The 16,068-nt window shown below is 61.0% G+C and carries 12 protein-coding genes; 9 read left to right on the plus strand and 3 right to left on the minus strand.

The annotated features are described in order from the left end of the window. Positions 1-2 precede the first annotated feature (2 nt). From ilvA to leuB, 6 genes are all read left to right on the plus strand, one after another. Positions 3-1,277: a threonine ammonia-lyase IlvA gene (ilvA, locus tag EI290_RS13245; RefSeq protein WP_125431049.1), complete on the plus strand. Its 1,275-nt coding sequence runs from the start codon at positions 3-5 to the stop codon at positions 1,275-1,277. Positions 1,278-1,363: 86 nt separating this feature from the next. Next, positions 1,364-1,804 carry a hypothetical protein gene (locus EI290_RS13250; RefSeq protein ID WP_125431052.1) on the plus strand — a complete coding sequence of 147 codons (441 nt, stop codon included), beginning with the start codon at positions 1,364-1,366 and terminating at the stop codon, positions 1,802-1,804. A 260-nt stretch (positions 1,805-2,064) separates the two neighbouring features. Next, a complete protein-coding gene (locus EI290_RS13255) occupies positions 2,065-3,231 on the plus strand; it encodes a 2-isopropylmalate synthase (RefSeq protein WP_125431055.1) in 1,167 nt (388 codons plus the stop codon). Between the two features lie 169 nt (positions 3,232-3,400). Further along, positions 3,401-4,813 carry a 3-isopropylmalate dehydratase large subunit gene (gene leuC / locus EI290_RS13260; protein ID WP_125431058.1) on the plus strand — a complete coding sequence of 471 codons (1,413 nt, stop codon included), beginning with the start codon at positions 3,401-3,403 and terminating at the stop codon, positions 4,811-4,813. 160 nt (positions 4,814-4,973) lie between these two features. Continuing rightward, complete coding sequence (gene leuD / locus EI290_RS13265; protein WP_125431061.1) at positions 4,974-5,573, plus strand: 3-isopropylmalate dehydratase small subunit; 600 nt, start codon at positions 4,974-4,976, stop codon at positions 5,571-5,573. Beyond that, positions 5,561-6,685: a 3-isopropylmalate dehydrogenase gene (gene leuB, locus EI290_RS13270; RefSeq protein ID WP_125431064.1), complete on the plus strand. Its 1,125-nt coding sequence runs from the start codon at positions 5,561-5,563 to the stop codon at positions 6,683-6,685. The genes leuD and leuB overlap by 13 nt, the downstream gene beginning before the upstream one ends. 83 nt (positions 6,686-6,768) lie before the next feature. Here leuB and EI290_RS13275 read toward each other — a convergent pair whose 3' ends face one another. Next, complete coding sequence (locus tag EI290_RS13275; RefSeq protein ID WP_246008949.1) at positions 6,769-8,742, minus strand: Tn3 family transposase; 1,974 nt, start codon at positions 8,740-8,742, stop codon at positions 6,769-6,771. Between EI290_RS13275 and EI290_RS22595 the strand changes: the two genes are divergently transcribed. Together EI290_RS22595 and EI290_RS13285 are read left to right on the plus strand one after the other, a co-directional pair. Next, the gene (locus tag EI290_RS22595) at positions 8,656-13,632 is read left to right on the plus strand and encodes a DUF6443 domain-containing protein (RefSeq protein ID WP_221766262.1); all 4,977 of its coding nucleotides are present in this window, start codon (positions 8,656-8,658) and stop codon (positions 13,630-13,632) included. The two genes, EI290_RS13275 and EI290_RS22595, sit on opposite strands and share 87 nt — an antisense overlap. A 37-nt stretch (positions 13,633-13,669) precedes the next feature. Next, complete coding sequence (locus tag EI290_RS13285) at positions 13,670-14,167, plus strand: hypothetical protein (RefSeq protein ID WP_125431067.1); 498 nt, start codon at positions 13,670-13,672, stop codon at positions 14,165-14,167. A gap of 42 nt (positions 14,168-14,209) precedes the next feature. Here EI290_RS13285 and EI290_RS13290 read toward each other — a convergent pair whose 3' ends face one another. Further along, positions 14,210-14,641: an IS1 family transposase gene (locus tag EI290_RS13290; protein WP_125431070.1), complete on the minus strand. Its 432-nt coding sequence runs from the start codon at positions 14,639-14,641 to the stop codon at positions 14,210-14,212. 41 nt (positions 14,642-14,682) lie between these two features. Next, positions 14,683-14,913, minus strand: a complete 231-nt coding sequence (locus tag EI290_RS22245) for a transposase-like zinc-binding domain-containing protein (RefSeq protein ID WP_449404930.1) — start codon at positions 14,911-14,913, stop codon at positions 14,683-14,685. A 187-nt stretch (positions 14,914-15,100) separates the two neighbouring features. Here EI290_RS22245 and EI290_RS13295 point away from each other — a divergent pair, with 187 nt between their 5' ends. Beyond that, on the plus strand, positions 15,101-15,712 hold the full coding sequence (locus tag EI290_RS13295) for a recombinase family protein (RefSeq protein WP_125431073.1): 612 nt from the start codon (positions 15,101-15,103) through the stop codon (positions 15,710-15,712). The last annotated feature ends 356 nt before the right edge of the window (positions 15,713-16,068 follow it).

The raw sequence follows: 16,068 nt of genomic DNA on the forward strand, positions 1-16,068 counted from the left end.
CCATGCATCCTTCTCAACCAGCCACCCTCACCCCGGCCCTGCCGCTGCTCCTGGTGGAGCAGGCGGCCCGCACGCTGCAGGGCGTAATCTACCCCACGCTACTCCAGCACAACCTGGGGCTTTCAGCCACCTTTGGAGCGGATATTTACCTGAAGCGGGAGGATTTGCAGGTGGTGCGCTCCTACAAGATTCGGGGGGCGTACAATAAGATGGCGGGGCTGCCGGCCGATGAGGCCACCCGGCCGGTGGTGTGCGCCTCGGCCGGCAACCACGCCCAGGGCGTGGCCTACGCCTGCCAGCTGCTGGGCCGGCGGGGCTACATCTTCATGCCCGCCGCCACCCCCGCCCAAAAGGTGGACAAAGTGCGCCTGTTCGGGCGCGACCAGGTGGAAATTGTGCTGACCGGGGCTACGTTCGATGATTCGTCGAGGGCGGCGCAGGAGTTTTGCCAGCAGCGCCAGGGCGTGTACGTGCACCCGTTTGATGATGCGGCCGTGGTGGCCGGGCAGGCCACTGTGGGCCTGGAAATCCTGCGCGACGCGCCCGCGCCCATCGACTTCGTGTTTATGCCCATCGGGGGCGGCGGATTGGCGGCGGGCGTGAGCAGCGTGTTCCGGCAGCTCAGCCCCGCTACCCGGCTGGTGGGCGTGCAGCCCTTGGGCGCGCCCTCCATGCACTGGGCCATCCAGACGGGGCAGCGGCAGCCGCTGGAGCACATCGAGAGCTTCGTGGACGGGGCGGCGGTGAAATGCCCGGGCGAGCTGACGTTTGCTATCTGCCGGGAGCTGCTGGACGAGGTGGCGCTGGTGCCCGAGGGCCAGGTGTGCGAGGATTTACTGAAGATGTATAACGAGGAAGGCATTGTGCTGGAGCCGGCCGGCACGCTCAGCCTCTCGGTGCTGCACCAGTACGCCGCCCAGATCCGGGGCAAAACGGTGGTGTGCATCCTCAGCGGCTCCAACAACGACATCACCCGCATGGAGGACATCAAGGAGCGGGCCCTGCGCCACCAAGGCCGCAAGCACTATTTCCTGGTCACCTTTAACCAAAAGCCCGGGGCCCTGCGCCGTTTCGTGAACCACGTACTGCGCGAGGACGACGACATCATCCAGTTTCAATACATCAAGAAGAATAACAAGGAAAAAGGCCCCGTTTTCGTCGGCCTGGAAGTGCAGCGCCCCCACGACATTGCCGAAATCCAGCAGCGCATGGTGGCCGAAGGATTTTCGTACGAGTATTTAAACGGGAAACAAGATTTTTTGAGTTTGCTGGTGTGAAGTGAGACATAGGTGGTTTCACTTCACACTGATTATAGTTGATATACTTGTGAGAAGAATACGACTCCATGATTCTCCCTTTTGCTATGCGCAAACAAGTGATGATAGTTTTTTCGCTAATGTCGTTGCTTCACACTCTCTCTGCCTGCCATACACATACCTCATGTGAAGATTTTGCAAAACGCATGGGGCGCAGGCAAGTCAATATCATGGTCGCAGATTCTGGACCGATAGGAACAAGCATCGAATTACAGGGTACTGATCCAGCAACAGGTAAGATCATTGAATTTCGAGATAGAACGGCTTTTTACATTTATGTCAAGGATCGGTTAAGCGTTGGAGATACGCTGGTAAAAATCAGGGGCGAGCAGTTTTTCACTATCAAGAAGCCCACTTGTAATATCATTATAGATTTTTCCTGTAGAAGTGACCCGTACCAACCAATGGGGATTGACACCGTTCCAAAAACATCCTCTAGGCTCGTCATTATCAGGAATGACTCGTTGGATTGGCTTAAAAACAACTGAACGGTAATTACTTAATGTATGTCAACACCTCATTGCTAAGTGCCGGCAGTTCAACGCCGAGACGTGGAGTGTCGCGTCCCTACAGCCGTTGTTGATGCGGTTGGCCTTTGTAAGCTACTTAGCAACTACACACTATATATCAGCAACTTACAGCCATATCAATAACTTTTTGAAATAGTAGGCGTGCCGAAAAACGGTTTCGGGGGACCGGGGCTGGGGGTGTACTTGGGGCTTTCCTTCTGCCACGAAGTCATTGCCCCATGTCAACCGAGAAAGTCCACATCTTCGATACTACCCTGCGCGACGGGGAGCAAGTGCCCGGCTGCAAACTGAACCGGGACGAGAAACTGCTCATTGCCCGGCAGCTGGAGCTACTCGGCGTGGACGTGATTGAGGCCGGCTTCCCGGTTTCCAGCCCCGGCGACTTTGCGGCGGTGGCGGCCATTGCGGCCCAAACCCGCGAGGCCACCGTCTGCGGCCTTTCCCGGGCCGTGGAAAACGACATTCGCACGGCGGCCGAGGCCCTGAAAGTGGCCCGCTACCCGCGCATTCACACCGGTATTGGCACTTCGGATTCGCACATCCGGTACAAGCTGCTGAGCACGCCCGAGCAGGTGCTGGAGCGGGCAGTGGCGGCCGTGAAGCTGGCCAAGTCGTTTGTGGAGGACGTGGAGTTTTACGCCGAGGACGCCGGCCGCACCGACAACGAGTTTCTGGCCCGCGTGTGCGAGGCCGCCATCCGGGCCGGGGCCACCGTGCTCAACATCCCCGACACCACCGGCTACTGTCTCCCGGCCGAGTACGGCGCCAAAATCAAGTACCTCGTGGATAACGTGCGCGGCATTGAGCGGGTGCGCCTCTCCACCCACTGCCACAACGATTTGGGCATGGCCACGGCCAACTCCATTGCGGGCGTGCTGGGCGGGGCCCGGCAGGTGGAATGCACCATCAACGGGGTGGGCGAGCGGGCCGGCAATACGGCCCTCGAAGAAGCCGTGATGGTACTCCGGCAGCACCCCTACCTCAACTTCAGCACCGGTATCAACACCAGGCTGCTGGCCGAAACCTCGGCCATGGTGTCGCACCTGATGAGCATGCCGGTGCAGCCCAACAAGGCCATTGTGGGCGCCAACGCCTTTGCCCACTCCAGCGGCATTCACCAGGACGGCGTGATTAAGCACCGCGAAACCTACGAAATCATCGACCCGCGCGAGGTGGGTATGCCCGATTCCAGCATTGTGCTCACGGCCCGCTCGGGCCGCGCCGCTTTGGCCTACCGCCTCCAGAAAATCGGCTACGACTTCGACCGCGTGGCCCTCAACAAAGCCTACACTCATTTCCTCGTCCTGGCCGACCGTCAAAAGGAGGTCGTGGACGAGGATTTGCGCGTGATGGTGGAGCAGCAACAGCTGGTAACGGCGGGGTAATTCGCCCGCACACCAGAACGTCATGCTGAGCGCAGCCGAAGCATCTCTACCGCTTCGTTGAAATGCTATTGGTTAGTCAGAGGTAGAGATGCTTCGGCTTCGCTCAGCATGACGGGCTTTTTACCTCCCCCTACCCTCCCACCCCCACACCCTCCTACCCTAATAACTCATGCCCCACACCTTATTCGATAAAATCTGGGATGCGCACGTGGTGCGCGCGGTGGCCGGCGGACTGTCGGTGTTTTACATTGACCGGCACCTAATTCACGAGGTGACCAGCCCCCAGGCGTTTGACGAGCTGACGGCCCGGGGCCTGACGCTGCGCCGCCCCGAGCAGATTCTGGCTACCGCCGACCACAACGTGCCCACCCGCCACCAGGACCAGCCGATTCAGGACCCGCTCAGCCGCTCCCAGGTGGATAAGCTCACCGAAAACTGCGCCCGCCACGGCGTGGAACTGTACGGGCTGGGCCACCCCTACCAGGGCATCGTGCACGTGATTGGGCCGGAGCTGGGCGTGACCCAGCCCGGCCTCACCATCGTGTGCGGCGATTCGCACACCTCCACCCACGGCGCGTTCGGGGCCATTGCGTTTGGTATCGGGACCAGCCAGGTGGCGCAGGTAATGGCCTCGCAGTGTTTGCTGCTGGATAAGCCCAAGCGCATGCGCATTACCGTGGATGGGGAGTTGCAGCCGGGCGTATCGGCCAAGGATATCATCCTGCACATCATTGCCCGGCTGGGCACGGGTGGGGCCACCGGCTACTTCGTGGAGTACGCCGGCAGCGCCATCCGCAGCCTGAGCATGGAAGGCCGCATGACGGTGTGCAACATGAGCATCGAAATGGGGGCCCGCGGCGGCCTCATTGCCCCCGACGCCACCACCTTTGAGTACCTGCACGGCCGCCCCTTCGCGCCCCAGGGCGAGGCCTGGGACCGGGCTGTAGCGCACTGGCAAACTCTGTTTTCGGACGAGGACGCGCCGTTTGATGCCGAGCACCGCTTCGAGGCCTTGGCCATCCGGCCCATGATAACCTTCGGCACCAACCCCGGCATGGGTATGCCGCTGGCGGCCAGCATTCCGGCCCCGGCCGCCGCGGCCGAAGCGCCGAGTTTCGAGAAGTCGTTGCGGTATATGGGTTTTGAGGCCGGCGAGTCGCTGCTAGGCAAGGAAATCAGCCACGTGTTTATCGGCAGCTGCACCAACTCCCGCATCGAGGATTTGCGCACGGTAGCCGCCTACGTGCGGGGCAAGCGCAAAGCGCCCCACGTGGAGGCCATCATCGTGCCCGGCTCCAAGCAGGTAGAGCAGCAGGCCATTGCCGAGGGCCTCGACCAGGTGCTGGCCGCTGCCGGCTTCGAGCTGCGCGAACCGGGCTGCAGCGCCTGCCTGGCCATGAACGAGGACAAAATTCCGGCCGGGGCCTACTGCGTATCTACCTCCAACCGCAACTTCGAAGGCCGCCAGGGCCCCGGCGCCCGCACCCTGCTGGCCTCTCCCCTGGTAGCCGCCATTACGGCCGTGGAAGGCCGGCTGGTAGATGTGGCGGAGTATGTAGATACCTACCAACTGTCATCCTGAGCGGAGCGAAGGACCTTACCCCGCTCGAACAGCTTCTGCGTCCTCTGCGCAAGCTTCTGCGTCTTCTGCGGGCTCAAAACTCCCGCACGATACCCAACGGGATAAGGTCCTTCGCTCCGCTCAGGATGACAGAATTCACCTTCTCTCACCCCACCCCCACATGGAAAAATTCACCACCCTGCGTTCCGGTGTGGTTCCGTTGCCCATCGAAAACGTGGACACCGACCAGATTATCCCGGCGCGCTTCCTGAAAGCCACTACCCGCGAAGGGTTCGGCCGGAACCTGTTTGCCGACTGGCGCTACGCCGCCGACGGCCAGCCCAAGCCGGATTTCGTGCTGAATGATGCCCGCTACCAGGGCCACCAGATACTGCTGGCGGGCCAGAACTTCGGGTGCGGCTCCAGCCGGGAGCACGCCGCCTGGGCGCTGTACGACGCCGGTTTTCGGGTGGTCATCAGCAGCTACTTCGCCGATATTTTCCGGGGCAACGCCCTCAACACCGGCCTGCTGCCGCTGCAGGTAACGCCCGCCGAGCTACAGGAGCTGTTTGCTCTGGTAGAACAAGACGCGCAGGTGGAGCTGACGGTGGATTTGCCCAGCCAGACGCTGAAGGTGCCGGGCCGATCCGAGCCGATTCGCTTCGAGCTGGACGCCTACAAGAAGGAATGCCTCATCAACGGCTACGACGACATTGATTTCCTGCTCAGCCAGGAAGAAGCCATAACTGCCTTCGAGCAACACCGGACATGGATATTCTAAGCAAACAGATTGTGGTACTGCCCGGCGACGGAATCGGGCCGGAGGTATGCGCCGAGGCGGTGCGCGTACTGCGGGCCGTGGCCGAGCGGTTCGGGCACGAGTTCCAGTTCGACTACCAACTGATGGGAGCCTGCGCCATTGACGCCACCGGCTCGCCCCTGCCCGAGCTTACCCTCGATGCCTGCCACCAGGCCGACGCCGTACTGCTGGGAGCCATCGGCGACCCGAAATACGACAACGACCCCACCGCCCCGGTGCGCCCCGAGCAGGGCCTGCTGCGCCTGCGCAAGGAGCTGGGCCTCTACGCCAACATCCGCCCCGTGACGGCTTACGACCAGCTGCTGGAGCACTCCCCGCTGAAAGCCGAGCGGATTCAGGGCACCGATATCCTCATTTTCCGGGAGTTGACGGGCGGGGTGTACTTCGGGGAAAAAGGTCGGTTTGATGAGGGCAACTCGGCCTACGACAACTGCACCTACTCGCGGGCGGAGATTGAGCGGATTGCCCACCGGGCCTTCCGGGCCGCTGAAACCCGCCGCCATAAGCTCACGCTGGTGGACAAGGCCAACGTGCTGGAAACCTCCCGCCTCTGGCGCGAAACCGTGCGGCAGCTGGCCCCGCAGTACCCCAGCGTGGCCCTCGACTACCTGTTCGTGGACAACGCCGCCATGCAGATTATCCTCAACCCGCGGCAGTTCGACGTGATTCTGACCGAAAATATGTTCGGCGACATCATCTCCGACGAAGCCTCCGTTATTGCCGGCTCCCTGGGGTTGCTGCCCTCGGCTTCGGTGGGTGATGGGGCGGCCTTATTTGAGCCCATTCACGGCTCCTATCCGCAAGCCAAGGGCAAGGGCATTGCCAACCCTATTGCCACTATTCTGTCGGCGGCCATGCTGCTGGACCACTTCGGGCTACAGGAAGAGGCTGACACCGTGCGCAACGCCGTGCAGCACGCCCTCAACCAGCAGGTAGTCACGCCTGAGTTGAACCCCGCCACCCGCTACACCACCGAGCAGGTGGGTAGCTTCATTGCCTACGCCGTGCTGGATATTGCCGACTGCGAGATGCACCGCAACAACATCCGGCTTGGTATGAGCACCATTATTTAGCCGCACTACTCCGTTTCGGCCCGTTTTCTACGGTCCGGGCTGGTGTACCTGGGGTCCTCTCAGAAAACGGAATAAATAGCACGTTAAGGGTTGGGAAGGGGCCGTAGGGGCTGAAATTTGCCGGGAGCGCGCTTGCTGCGCCACGAGTAGTCACCCGTCAGGTTGATGTGCTCCCAGCCCAGCGGCGACAAGTAGGGCAACAGCGCCTCATCCACGGGTTGGCCATGAGCCCGTAGCGCCTGTATAGCCCGCTGCAGATACACCGTGTTCCACAGCACGATGGCGGCCGTGAGCAGGTTCAGCCCACTGGCCCGGTAACGCTGCTGCTCGAAGCCCCGGTCCCGGATTTCGCCCAGCCGGTGGAAGAACACGGCCCGGGCCAGCGCGTTGCGGGCTTCACCTTTGTTGAGACCCACCTGCACGCGGCGGCGCAATTCCTTGCTTTGCAGCCAGTCCAGGATGAAGAGGCTGCGCTCCAAGCGGCCCAGTTCGCGCAGGGCCACGGCCAGCCCGTTCTGGCGCGGGTAGCTGCCCAGCTTGCGCAGCATGAGCGAGGCCGTGACCGTGCCCTGCTTGATGGAGGTGACCAAGCGTAAAATCTCTTCCCAGTGGGCCAGGATGTGGCGCACGTTGAGCGTGCCGCCCAGCAAGGGCTGCACGGCCTCGTAGGTGGGGGAGCCCGGCGGCACGTACAGCTTGGTCTCGCTCAGGTCGCGGATGCGCGGAGCGAAGCGGTAGCTCAGCAAGGGCATGACCGCAAACAGGTGGTCGGTAAAGCCGGCCGTGTCGGTATAGTGCTCTTCGATGCGCAGGTCGGATTCGTGGTTGAGCAACCCGTCCAGCACATAAGTCGCATCCCGGACCCCGACGTTGATGACCTGACTGCTGAAGGGCGCGTACTGGTCCGAGACGTGGGTGTAGAACAGCCGGCCCGGCTCCGCCCCGTACTTGGGGTTGAGGTGCCCGGTGCTCTCGGCCCGGCCGCTGGCGCGGAAGCGCTGCCCATCCGACGAGGACGTGGTGCCGTCGCCCCAATGGGCCGCGAAGGGATGACGCAGCTGCGCGTTGACCAGCTCGGCCAGGGCCAGCGAATAGGTGTCATCGCGGATGTACCAGGCCTGCAGCCAGGAAAGTTTCGCGTGGGTGCTGCCGGGACAGGATTCGGCCATCTTCGTCAGCCCCAGGTTCAGGCCGTCGGCCAGCAGGGTGGTGAGCAGCAGCGCCGGGTCTTTGACCGCCGCTCCGGTCTTCAGGTGCGTGAAGTGGTGGCTGAATCCGGTCCACTCGTCCACCTCCAGCAGCAGGTCCGTACTCTTGACGTGGGGCAGCAGACGGGCCACCTGTTCGATCAGCCGCTGGGCCGTGTCTGGCACGGCGGCATCCAAAGGGGTTATTTTCAGGCCGGCCGCCGTCAGGCTGGCATCCGGCAACTCGCCCGCGGCGGCCAAGCGGTTGACCGTTTCCAGTTGCTGGGTCAGGTGCGCCAGACGCTGCTGGAGATACTGTTCTCCATCGGGTTCCACAGCTAAGGGTAGCTCGCCAGCCTTGAGTAACGCGGCAAACGAGTGCGCCGGCACCAGGTACTCCTCGAAGTCCTTGAATTGGCGCGAACCCAGCACCCACCTATCGCCCGAGCGCAACGCGTTTTTGAGTTCGGCCAGCGCGCACAGCTCGTAGTAGCGGCGGTCCAGGCCTTCCGCCGTCCGCACCACTTTCTGCCACCGCTTGCTGATAAAGGCCGTCGGCGCATCAGCCGGGAGTTTGCGGGCTCCCGTTGCGTTCATCCCGCGCAGCACGTCAATCGCGGCCAGCAATGGCCGGGCGGCCGGGGCAGCCCGCAGCGGCAGGGCTGCCAGAAACGCGGGCCCCTGCCGGCCAGCCTGACCCAGCTGCGCGCGGTCTACATCCTGGGCCTGAGCGAGAACCAGCTCACCGGCCCGCTGCCCCCGGACATCGGCACCCTGCGCCAGGTGGTCATCTTCAACCTGGCCAACAACCGCCTGTCGGGCCCGCTGCCCGCCTCGCTGGGCCAGATGAGCCAGCTGGGCTATTGCCACCTGGACAACAACCAGTTCAGCGGAGAGCTGCCCGCCAGCCTGGGCCAGCTCCCGCACCTGTCGTACCTGACGTTGCCCAACAACCGGCTCACCGGCACACTGCCGGCCAGTGTGCTGCAACTGCCCACGGCCACGACTATCCAACTACAGAACAACCGGCTCACCGGCATTGCCGCGCTGGGTGCCGGGCCGTTTGCCAATTCCCCCAACCTGAGCGGCAACTACCTGGGCTTCGACGCGCTGGAGCAACTGCTCACCGGCCCCGGCCAGCCGAAGCACCCGTACTTTCCCGCCCCCAACCAGCGGCAGCTGCCGCTGGAGGCCGACACGCTGCCGGCGCTGCCGGGCAGCTGGAAGACCCTGCAAGGGGCCTTGCCCGGCCAGCACAACCGCTACCAGTGGGAGCGGCAGGTGGGCCAGGCCTGGGTGGAGGTGCCCGGGCAAACGCAGCCGACCTATGCGCTGCGGGTGCAGGGCGAGAGCGAGGAGGGCACCTACCGTACCCGCGTGACCAACGACTGGGTGCCGAACGTGACCCTCTACGGGCGGGGGCAGTACGTGACGCTGCTGCCCTACGCGCCGCTGGCCCTCAACGAGCCGGACGCCCACGGCTCCGCGGCCCCGGCCGACGCGCTGGCCCCCACCAGCCGGGGAGCTGAAACGGAGGTGGTCAACTACGTGCGCACCTACGCGGCCCGCAGTGCCTTCACGGATCCGGCGGCCGTGAAAGCCGCGGCGGCGGCCGACGTGCAAATCAAAACCGAGTACCTGGACGGGCTGGGCCGGCCGGTGCAGACCGTGCTGCGGCAGGAATCGCCGCTGGGCCGCGACATCGTGCAGCCCGTGGCCTACGACGCGCTGGGCCGCTCGCCGAAGCAGTACCTGCCCTACACCAGTGTCGGCACCGCCACCGGTAGCTACCGGCCCGATGCCGTCTTCGAGCAGTACGGCTTCTACCGCCACAATCCGAATCCCAACCTGCCCGTCACCAGCGTGCCCTACGCCGAGACCAGCTTCGAGGCCTCGCCCCTGAGCCGCCCGCTGGCCCAGGCCAGCGCGGGCGAGAGCTGGCAGCTGGCCGGCGGCCACGCCGTCACGCTGGAGGAGCGGCCCAACCTGGCGGCCGACTCGGTGCAGCGCTGGCAGCCCGGCTACGGGGCGGACCGCGAGGACCTGCTGCCGCAGGGGGCCTACGCCCCGGGGGAGCTGTGGGTCAAGCAGACCCGCGACGAGCAGGGCCAGTGGCGGCAGGAGTTCACCGACCAGGAAGGCCGGGTGGTGCTCAAGCAGGTGGGCCTGGACGGGAACTACCAGCAGGTGGCCCGCCAGTGGCTCAAGACCTACTACGTCTACGACGACTTCGGCCGGTTGCGGGCCGTGCTGCCGCCCAAGGCCGTGCAGCGCCTCCGGAAGAACCCGACCCGGGCCTGGGCCGTGGAGGGGGCGGGCGTGGAGCGGCTGCTGTTCCGCTACCACTACGACGAGCAGGGGCGCCTGATCGAGAAGAAGGTCCCGGATCAGGAGGGCTATTCCCAGACTATCTACAACGAACTCGACCAGCCCCTGCTGACCCAGGATGTGGCCCAGCAGGCGCGTCAGGAATGGGTGGCCACCAAGTACGATGCCCTGGGCCGGGTCGTCTACACCGCCCTGGTCCGGTTTCCCGCGCTCACGGGCACCGCGAGTCAGCAGCGTGACCAACTGCTCCAGCAGCAGGCCCAGCAACCAGCCGGGACGCCCCTGTGGGAAGAACCCAGCACCACGGCCACACTCACCCGGGCACCATACACCCATCGCAGCTGGCCGGACGTGGCCGCGCTCGCCGGCAGCCAGCTGCTGAGCGTGAGCGACTACGACCGCTATGACTACGACGGCAACGGCTCCGATGATGCGCACTACCAGGCACCCGCTGCCGCGCAGCTGGCCTGTGCTCCCTCGGAAGTCCCGCAGGCGGACCTGCGCGTGACCGGCCAGACGACCCGCACCCAGGTCCGGGTGCTGGGCGTGGCCGAGAGCGAGCCCGGCGCGTGGCTCACGACGGTGAGCTTCTTCGACGAGCAGCTGCGCCCGATTCAGGTGCAGAGCACCAATGCCCGCGGGGGCACGGACGTGGTCACCACGCGCTACGATTTTGCCGGCAAGGCCCTGGCCAGCTACGCCGTGCACCAGGTGCCGGGCCAGGCGGCTCACACCGTGCGCGAGCAGAGCCGCTACGACCACGCCGGCCGGTTGCTGAGCGTGACGCAGGCACTGGACCAAGCCACCCCGCAGGTGATTGCCCGCCACCGCTACAACGAGTTGGGCCAACTGGAGCAGAAACTGCTGGGCGGGAATCTGGTGGCCAGCGCCGGCCAAGCCGTCACCCCACCCTTGCCCGGTACGGGGCCGGCCGCTTTGCAGACGGTGGACTACCGCTACAACATCCGCGGCTGGCTCACCCACATCAACGACGTCGCCAATCCCGATCCCCAGGATCTGTGGAACTTCTCGCTGAGCTACGACCAAGGCTTCAACACCCCACAATTTAATGGCAATATTGCCGGGCAGACCTGGCGCTCGCTGAGCGACGGCATCGAGCGGGCCTACGGCTACCGCTACGATCAGGCCAACCGCCTCTTGCAGGGCGACTTCGTGGCCCGCACCGGCAGCAGCCCCACCAGCACGTGGGGTGCCGAGCGGGGCAACTACCGCTTTTCCTTTGCTTCCTACGACGCGGGCGGTAACCTCGTGACCCTGCGCCGGCGGGGGCTGGTAGCCGCCGCCACGCGCACCAGCCCGGCCCAGTACGCCGAGACCGACAACCTGCGCTACCGCTATACGCCGGCCACCAGCGAACCGGAAAGCAACCGCCTGCAGCGGGTGGACGATCTGGCCCCGGCCGCGACCAGCTGGGGCGCGAACGTGCCTGAGCGCCCGGACTTCTCGGATGGGGCTACGGCCGGCTCAAGTACGCCGGACTATACCTACGACGCGGCCGGCTCACTCACCAGCGACAAGAACAAGGGCATCACCCGCATTCGGTACAATCACCTGCACCTGCCCGAGCTGATCGAGTGGCAGAATGGCAATAAATTGCAGTACCTGTACACGGCCACCGGGCAAAAGGTGGCCAAGCTGGCCACGGAAGCGGGCACGCCCACGCCCGTGCGCACGGACTACCTGGGCGCCTGGCAGTACGAGCGCGACTCGCTGCGCTGGCTGACCCACGCGGAAGGGCGGGCGCTGTACATCTACCGGCGCGACTACGCCAACCAGGTCACGGCCAAGATTCGCTACGAGTATACGCTTAAGGATCACCTGGGCAACCTGCGGGTCGCCTTCCACCCGGGCGAGAAGAGTAGTGTGCTGGCCACGATGGAAGAAAGCCAGCGCGCGCGGGAAAGCCAGCAGTTTGACCCCGCTTCCCTTGACTCGACCCGTGCCTTCGTCGGGCCGCAATTCGGCCACAACGGCACCTCGTATGTCGCCAAGCTGAATGCCGGCGGGGCGAAGCCCACACCGATCGGTCCCCTCAAACAGCTGTCGGTGGCCCGCCGGGATACCATCCAGGTAACCGCCTACGGCCTCTACAACGAGGCGGTGAGGCAGAGCACCTGGGGTTTCTCGCTGGCCAGCTTCGTGGCTTCCCTGCTGCAGCAGCCCGCTGCTCCTACCCCCACCGCGGAGGGCACTCGGCGCGTGCGGGTGCTGTCGCTGCTGAGCGTCGGTCTGACGGCGGCTACCTTACCGGCCTTGCAGCAGCTCACGGGCGGCGTGCCGAAAGCCTACGTGCGGATCTTGGTCTTTAACCGCGACTCGGTGCTGGTGCGCGTCAAGACCAAACAACTCACCTTGGCGGCGCAAGGTCAGTACGAGGAACTGCAGGATTCGGTCATCGTGCCCCAGGCGGGCTACGTGCAGGCCTACGTGGCCAACGAGAGTGATACGGAGGTGTTCTTCGACGACATCACCGTTGAGCACCGCCAAGGCCTGCAGGTGCAGGAGAATCAGTATGATCCCTATGGACTGGACTTGGCTGGGCTGAGCAAATCGGCTACTCCCCAGAACCAGTACACGTGGAATGGCAAGGAGAAGCAGACCGAGTTTGGCCTGAACTGGCAGGATTACGGCGCTCGTATGTTCGATAGGGCACTCGGGCGTTGGCATGTTGTGGACCCATTAGCCGACCAAATGCGCAGACATTCTCCCTATAATTATGCATTCAATAATCCCATTCGATTTATTGACCCTGATGGTAGAGGACCAAATGACGTAGTTCCTGCAGACAACGAAGCATCCAAACAATGGCTGAAAGAATACAAAAGCACATTGTCAGGTAAAAGAAAAGATAGATTTGATGCGCTACATGCAGATCACAATGTTATAGTAATAGTCAATGTTGGCACTAAGAAAGCGACAGGGCTAGATAAGGGCGGAGAGGCATCGATAAAATTATTAAAGGATGGAAAAGCTCAAATTGATGTAGTAGTGACGGAAGATCAACAGGTTACTTTGTTAACTTTATCAGACGAATTAACAGGAGCATCTTTGTATTACGAAGGAAAAATAGGATATGATGAAAGAGGAGTAACATCGAATGATATCGATGATGAAATGGAAACAAAAGTTGCAAGCCTTGAAACTGTCAGAGCATTAGGCTTATCAAAGCCTAGCGATGCCACACATAAAAAGACATATGAATCAATGGAAATTCTGGATGCATTGCAAAAGTCTGGAGGAGTTTACACGCCTGAAATTTTGAAAATGCTACGGAAATATCCTGGCATAAATGGATCAAAACAACCAGGAGTTACCACAACAGGTAAACAGTATGCACAAAGTAGTGAGGCATCAGGATCAACTGGAGTGTATTTTGAAAATAACATACCTGTCCCATATGCAATTCCTTAGAAAATATTTCTTTCGGTGTTTTTGCCTAGCAATAGTCATGCATATCGCATCAATAGGAATAATATACGGCCAATCCTTTCGTTTTTTTGAAAAGAAAAGGAATACTGATACACTAATCAATTTAAATAATATTCACTATATACAATATAAAAATATAATCAATCATAAATCAGGAATAATATTAGGGAAAAGTAGAATTGAATGCGAAATAACAATAGATGATAAATCATTTGGTATTTCGCCAGGCAACGTTCATACAAAAAAACCTTTTATTTATAGCACAATTACAAGTAAAAATATTTTTAATAATTATGTTAATGATCAGAAAGAAGGAATGTGGATATCTTTTAATAAAGATGGACATGTTGATTTTATACAGCAATATAAAATGGATAAAATATTCATGATAATATTTTTTAAGAAAAATGGAAGAATTGAAAAAATAGATTGGTATAATGACGGGGTAAAAAGAAGGCTTGGATCTTGGATATATGATAGAAAAAATAGAATATTAAATCATAATTTAGATTTCTAGAGTCTGGTGCTAGTAAAACAGTAAGCGAATCTTGGTGGTGGTCTAAGCTGTGGTGCATCGTCGGTTGTGCTCGTCAATGACGAGTTGAATGCGCACGTGGTGCATGGCCAAGCAGCGACTGAACGAGCAGGACTTGCGCACCAGCACGGCGCACTTCTGTCGCAACGAGCAATTGATGACATCCACAATGCTGGTCTGGCCGCTGCCTTTCGGGTGGGCCCGGTGGGCGTGCCTGGGCAGCACGCCTTTGTAGGCCCCCCATTCGTCCGTGTGGTAACAGGTGCCCGTCCGATACGGGGCGGGCAGTGCCTGCCACAGGCGCCGGGCGGTGGCACGGCCCTGACTACTCAACACCCAAGCTATGATCCGTCTGGTATAAAGTTCCACGGCCAGCCACAGCCATTTCTTGCGCTGTTCCCGCCCCACAAACGTCCACAGCTCATCCAGCTCCAACTCCCTCGGCCGGTGAGGCAACGGGCTACTGGTCGGACCGGTCTGCGCTTTTTTTTGCCAGTTTAGCTACCGTCATCCGCGCTACGCCCGTCAGGCGCACAATGGCCCGTTGCGACACCCGCTCCAGCAGCTTTTCCATCTGGGCGTACTGCGCCGCTTTGCGTGGGGCCGCTGGCTGCAAATACGGCTTGGTGGCGACAAGCTGTGCACAGGTACTTGGATTTGCCTTTACTTGTGCCATTTTCGCGTAGGGCTGCACTACTGCATTTGGTACATCGGAATGTGGGTTGGATCGAACGCCTTTTCTACTTAGAATAATTAATTCTAAAATTATTGGCTCGTTTTTCTGTACAAACCAGATAGCGAGTAGCAGAGAAGTGAACTGCCGCCTAAACGGCTGAAAACGGTTCAGAAAACTTGTTCAGCAATCAAAGTACAATAACGGGTATCTTCGTAATGAGAAACCTGTACTTTGCCCCCATGAATATCGGCTACGCTCGCGTCTCGACCCGCGACCAGAACTTGGAACTACAACTCGATGCCCTCAACAAGGCTGGCTGTGAAACCATCTTCCAGGAGAAAGCATCCGGGGCCACCAAAGCCCGACCGGAACTTGACCGAATGCTGGCCAGTCTGCGCAAAGGCGATACCGTCTACATTTACAAGCTTGACCGATTGGGCCGCTCGCTCAAACATCTGCTGGACATGGTGGCTGAGCTGGAGTTCAAAGGCGTAGGCCTGGTTTCCCTCACCGATGCCATCAACACGACCTCGGCCCAGGGGCGGCTCGTGTTCAACCTGTTTGCTTCTCTAGCCGAGTTCGAGCGAGAACTCATCCGGGAGCGGACTTACGCCGGCTTGGCTGCCGCGCGGGCGCGGGGCCGAGTCGGGGGCCGTCGCCGAGGGTTATCGGAAGAGGCCGAGCGGACGGCCATCGTCGCCGAGACCTTGTATAAGGAGCAGCAACTGGGCGTCAACGAAATCGCCCAGCGCCTGCGCATCTCTAAAGTTACCCTGTATAAATACCTGCGCCACCGGGGCGTCGTCATTCATAGCCACCGAAAAACCACCGTGAGTAAACCGGCCGATTGAGTTTTGTACCAAACTTTCGGTCAACTCCCCTAGCGTGCTATTTATTCCGTTTTCTGAGAGGACCCCTACCTGAACACCCGGGGCAGGCATGCTGCAACAGCCAACTCGCCTCGTTCAGCCCCCGCCGGATATCAGTCCGGATTGTAGAGCATCGGCCCGAATTACGGACGCCGCTGCGGCACATGTTTGCACCGGAGAGGGATGCTTAAGGTCCGGAATGCTGACAGCTGTTGTCGGCATCCGGGCCTTTTTTTTGTAGTCGATGCCAACGGTTCACCGGCCTAGCTGTGGCGGTTCGCCCCAGGCCTGCGGCCGGTTCGCCCCGTTTGTGCCAGGATGCGTGCCGGAGGATGCGG

The organism is Hymenobacter metallilatus (genome assembly GCF_003944705.1).
Lineage (GTDB): Bacteria > Bacteroidota > Bacteroidia > Cytophagales > Hymenobacteraceae > Hymenobacter > Hymenobacter metallilatus.

Bases quoted from the DNA above. Each gene is read 5' to 3' on its own strand.
- ilvA (WP_125431049.1), top strand. From the start codon at position 3: ATGCATCCTTCTCAACCAGCCACCCTCACCCCGGCCCTGCCGCTGCTC.
- EI290_RS13250 (WP_125431052.1), top strand. From the start codon at position 1,364: ATGCGCAAACAAGTGATGATAGTTTTTTCGCTAATGTCGTTGCTTCAC.
- EI290_RS13255 (WP_125431055.1), top strand. From the start codon at position 2,065: ATGTCAACCGAGAAAGTCCACATCTTCGATACTACCCTGCGCGACGGG.
- leuC (WP_125431058.1), top strand. From the start codon at position 3,401: ATGCCCCACACCTTATTCGATAAAATCTGGGATGCGCACGTGGTGCGC.
- leuD (WP_125431061.1), top strand. From the start codon at position 4,974: ATGGAAAAATTCACCACCCTGCGTTCCGGTGTGGTTCCGTTGCCCATC.
- leuB (WP_125431064.1), top strand. From the start codon at position 5,561: ATGGATATTCTAAGCAAACAGATTGTGGTACTGCCCGGCGACGGAATC.
- EI290_RS13285 (WP_125431067.1), top strand. From the start codon at position 13,670: ATGCATATCGCATCAATAGGAATAATATACGGCCAATCCTTTCGTTTT.
- EI290_RS13295 (WP_125431073.1), top strand. From the start codon at position 15,101: ATGAATATCGGCTACGCTCGCGTCTCGACCCGCGACCAGAACTTGGAA.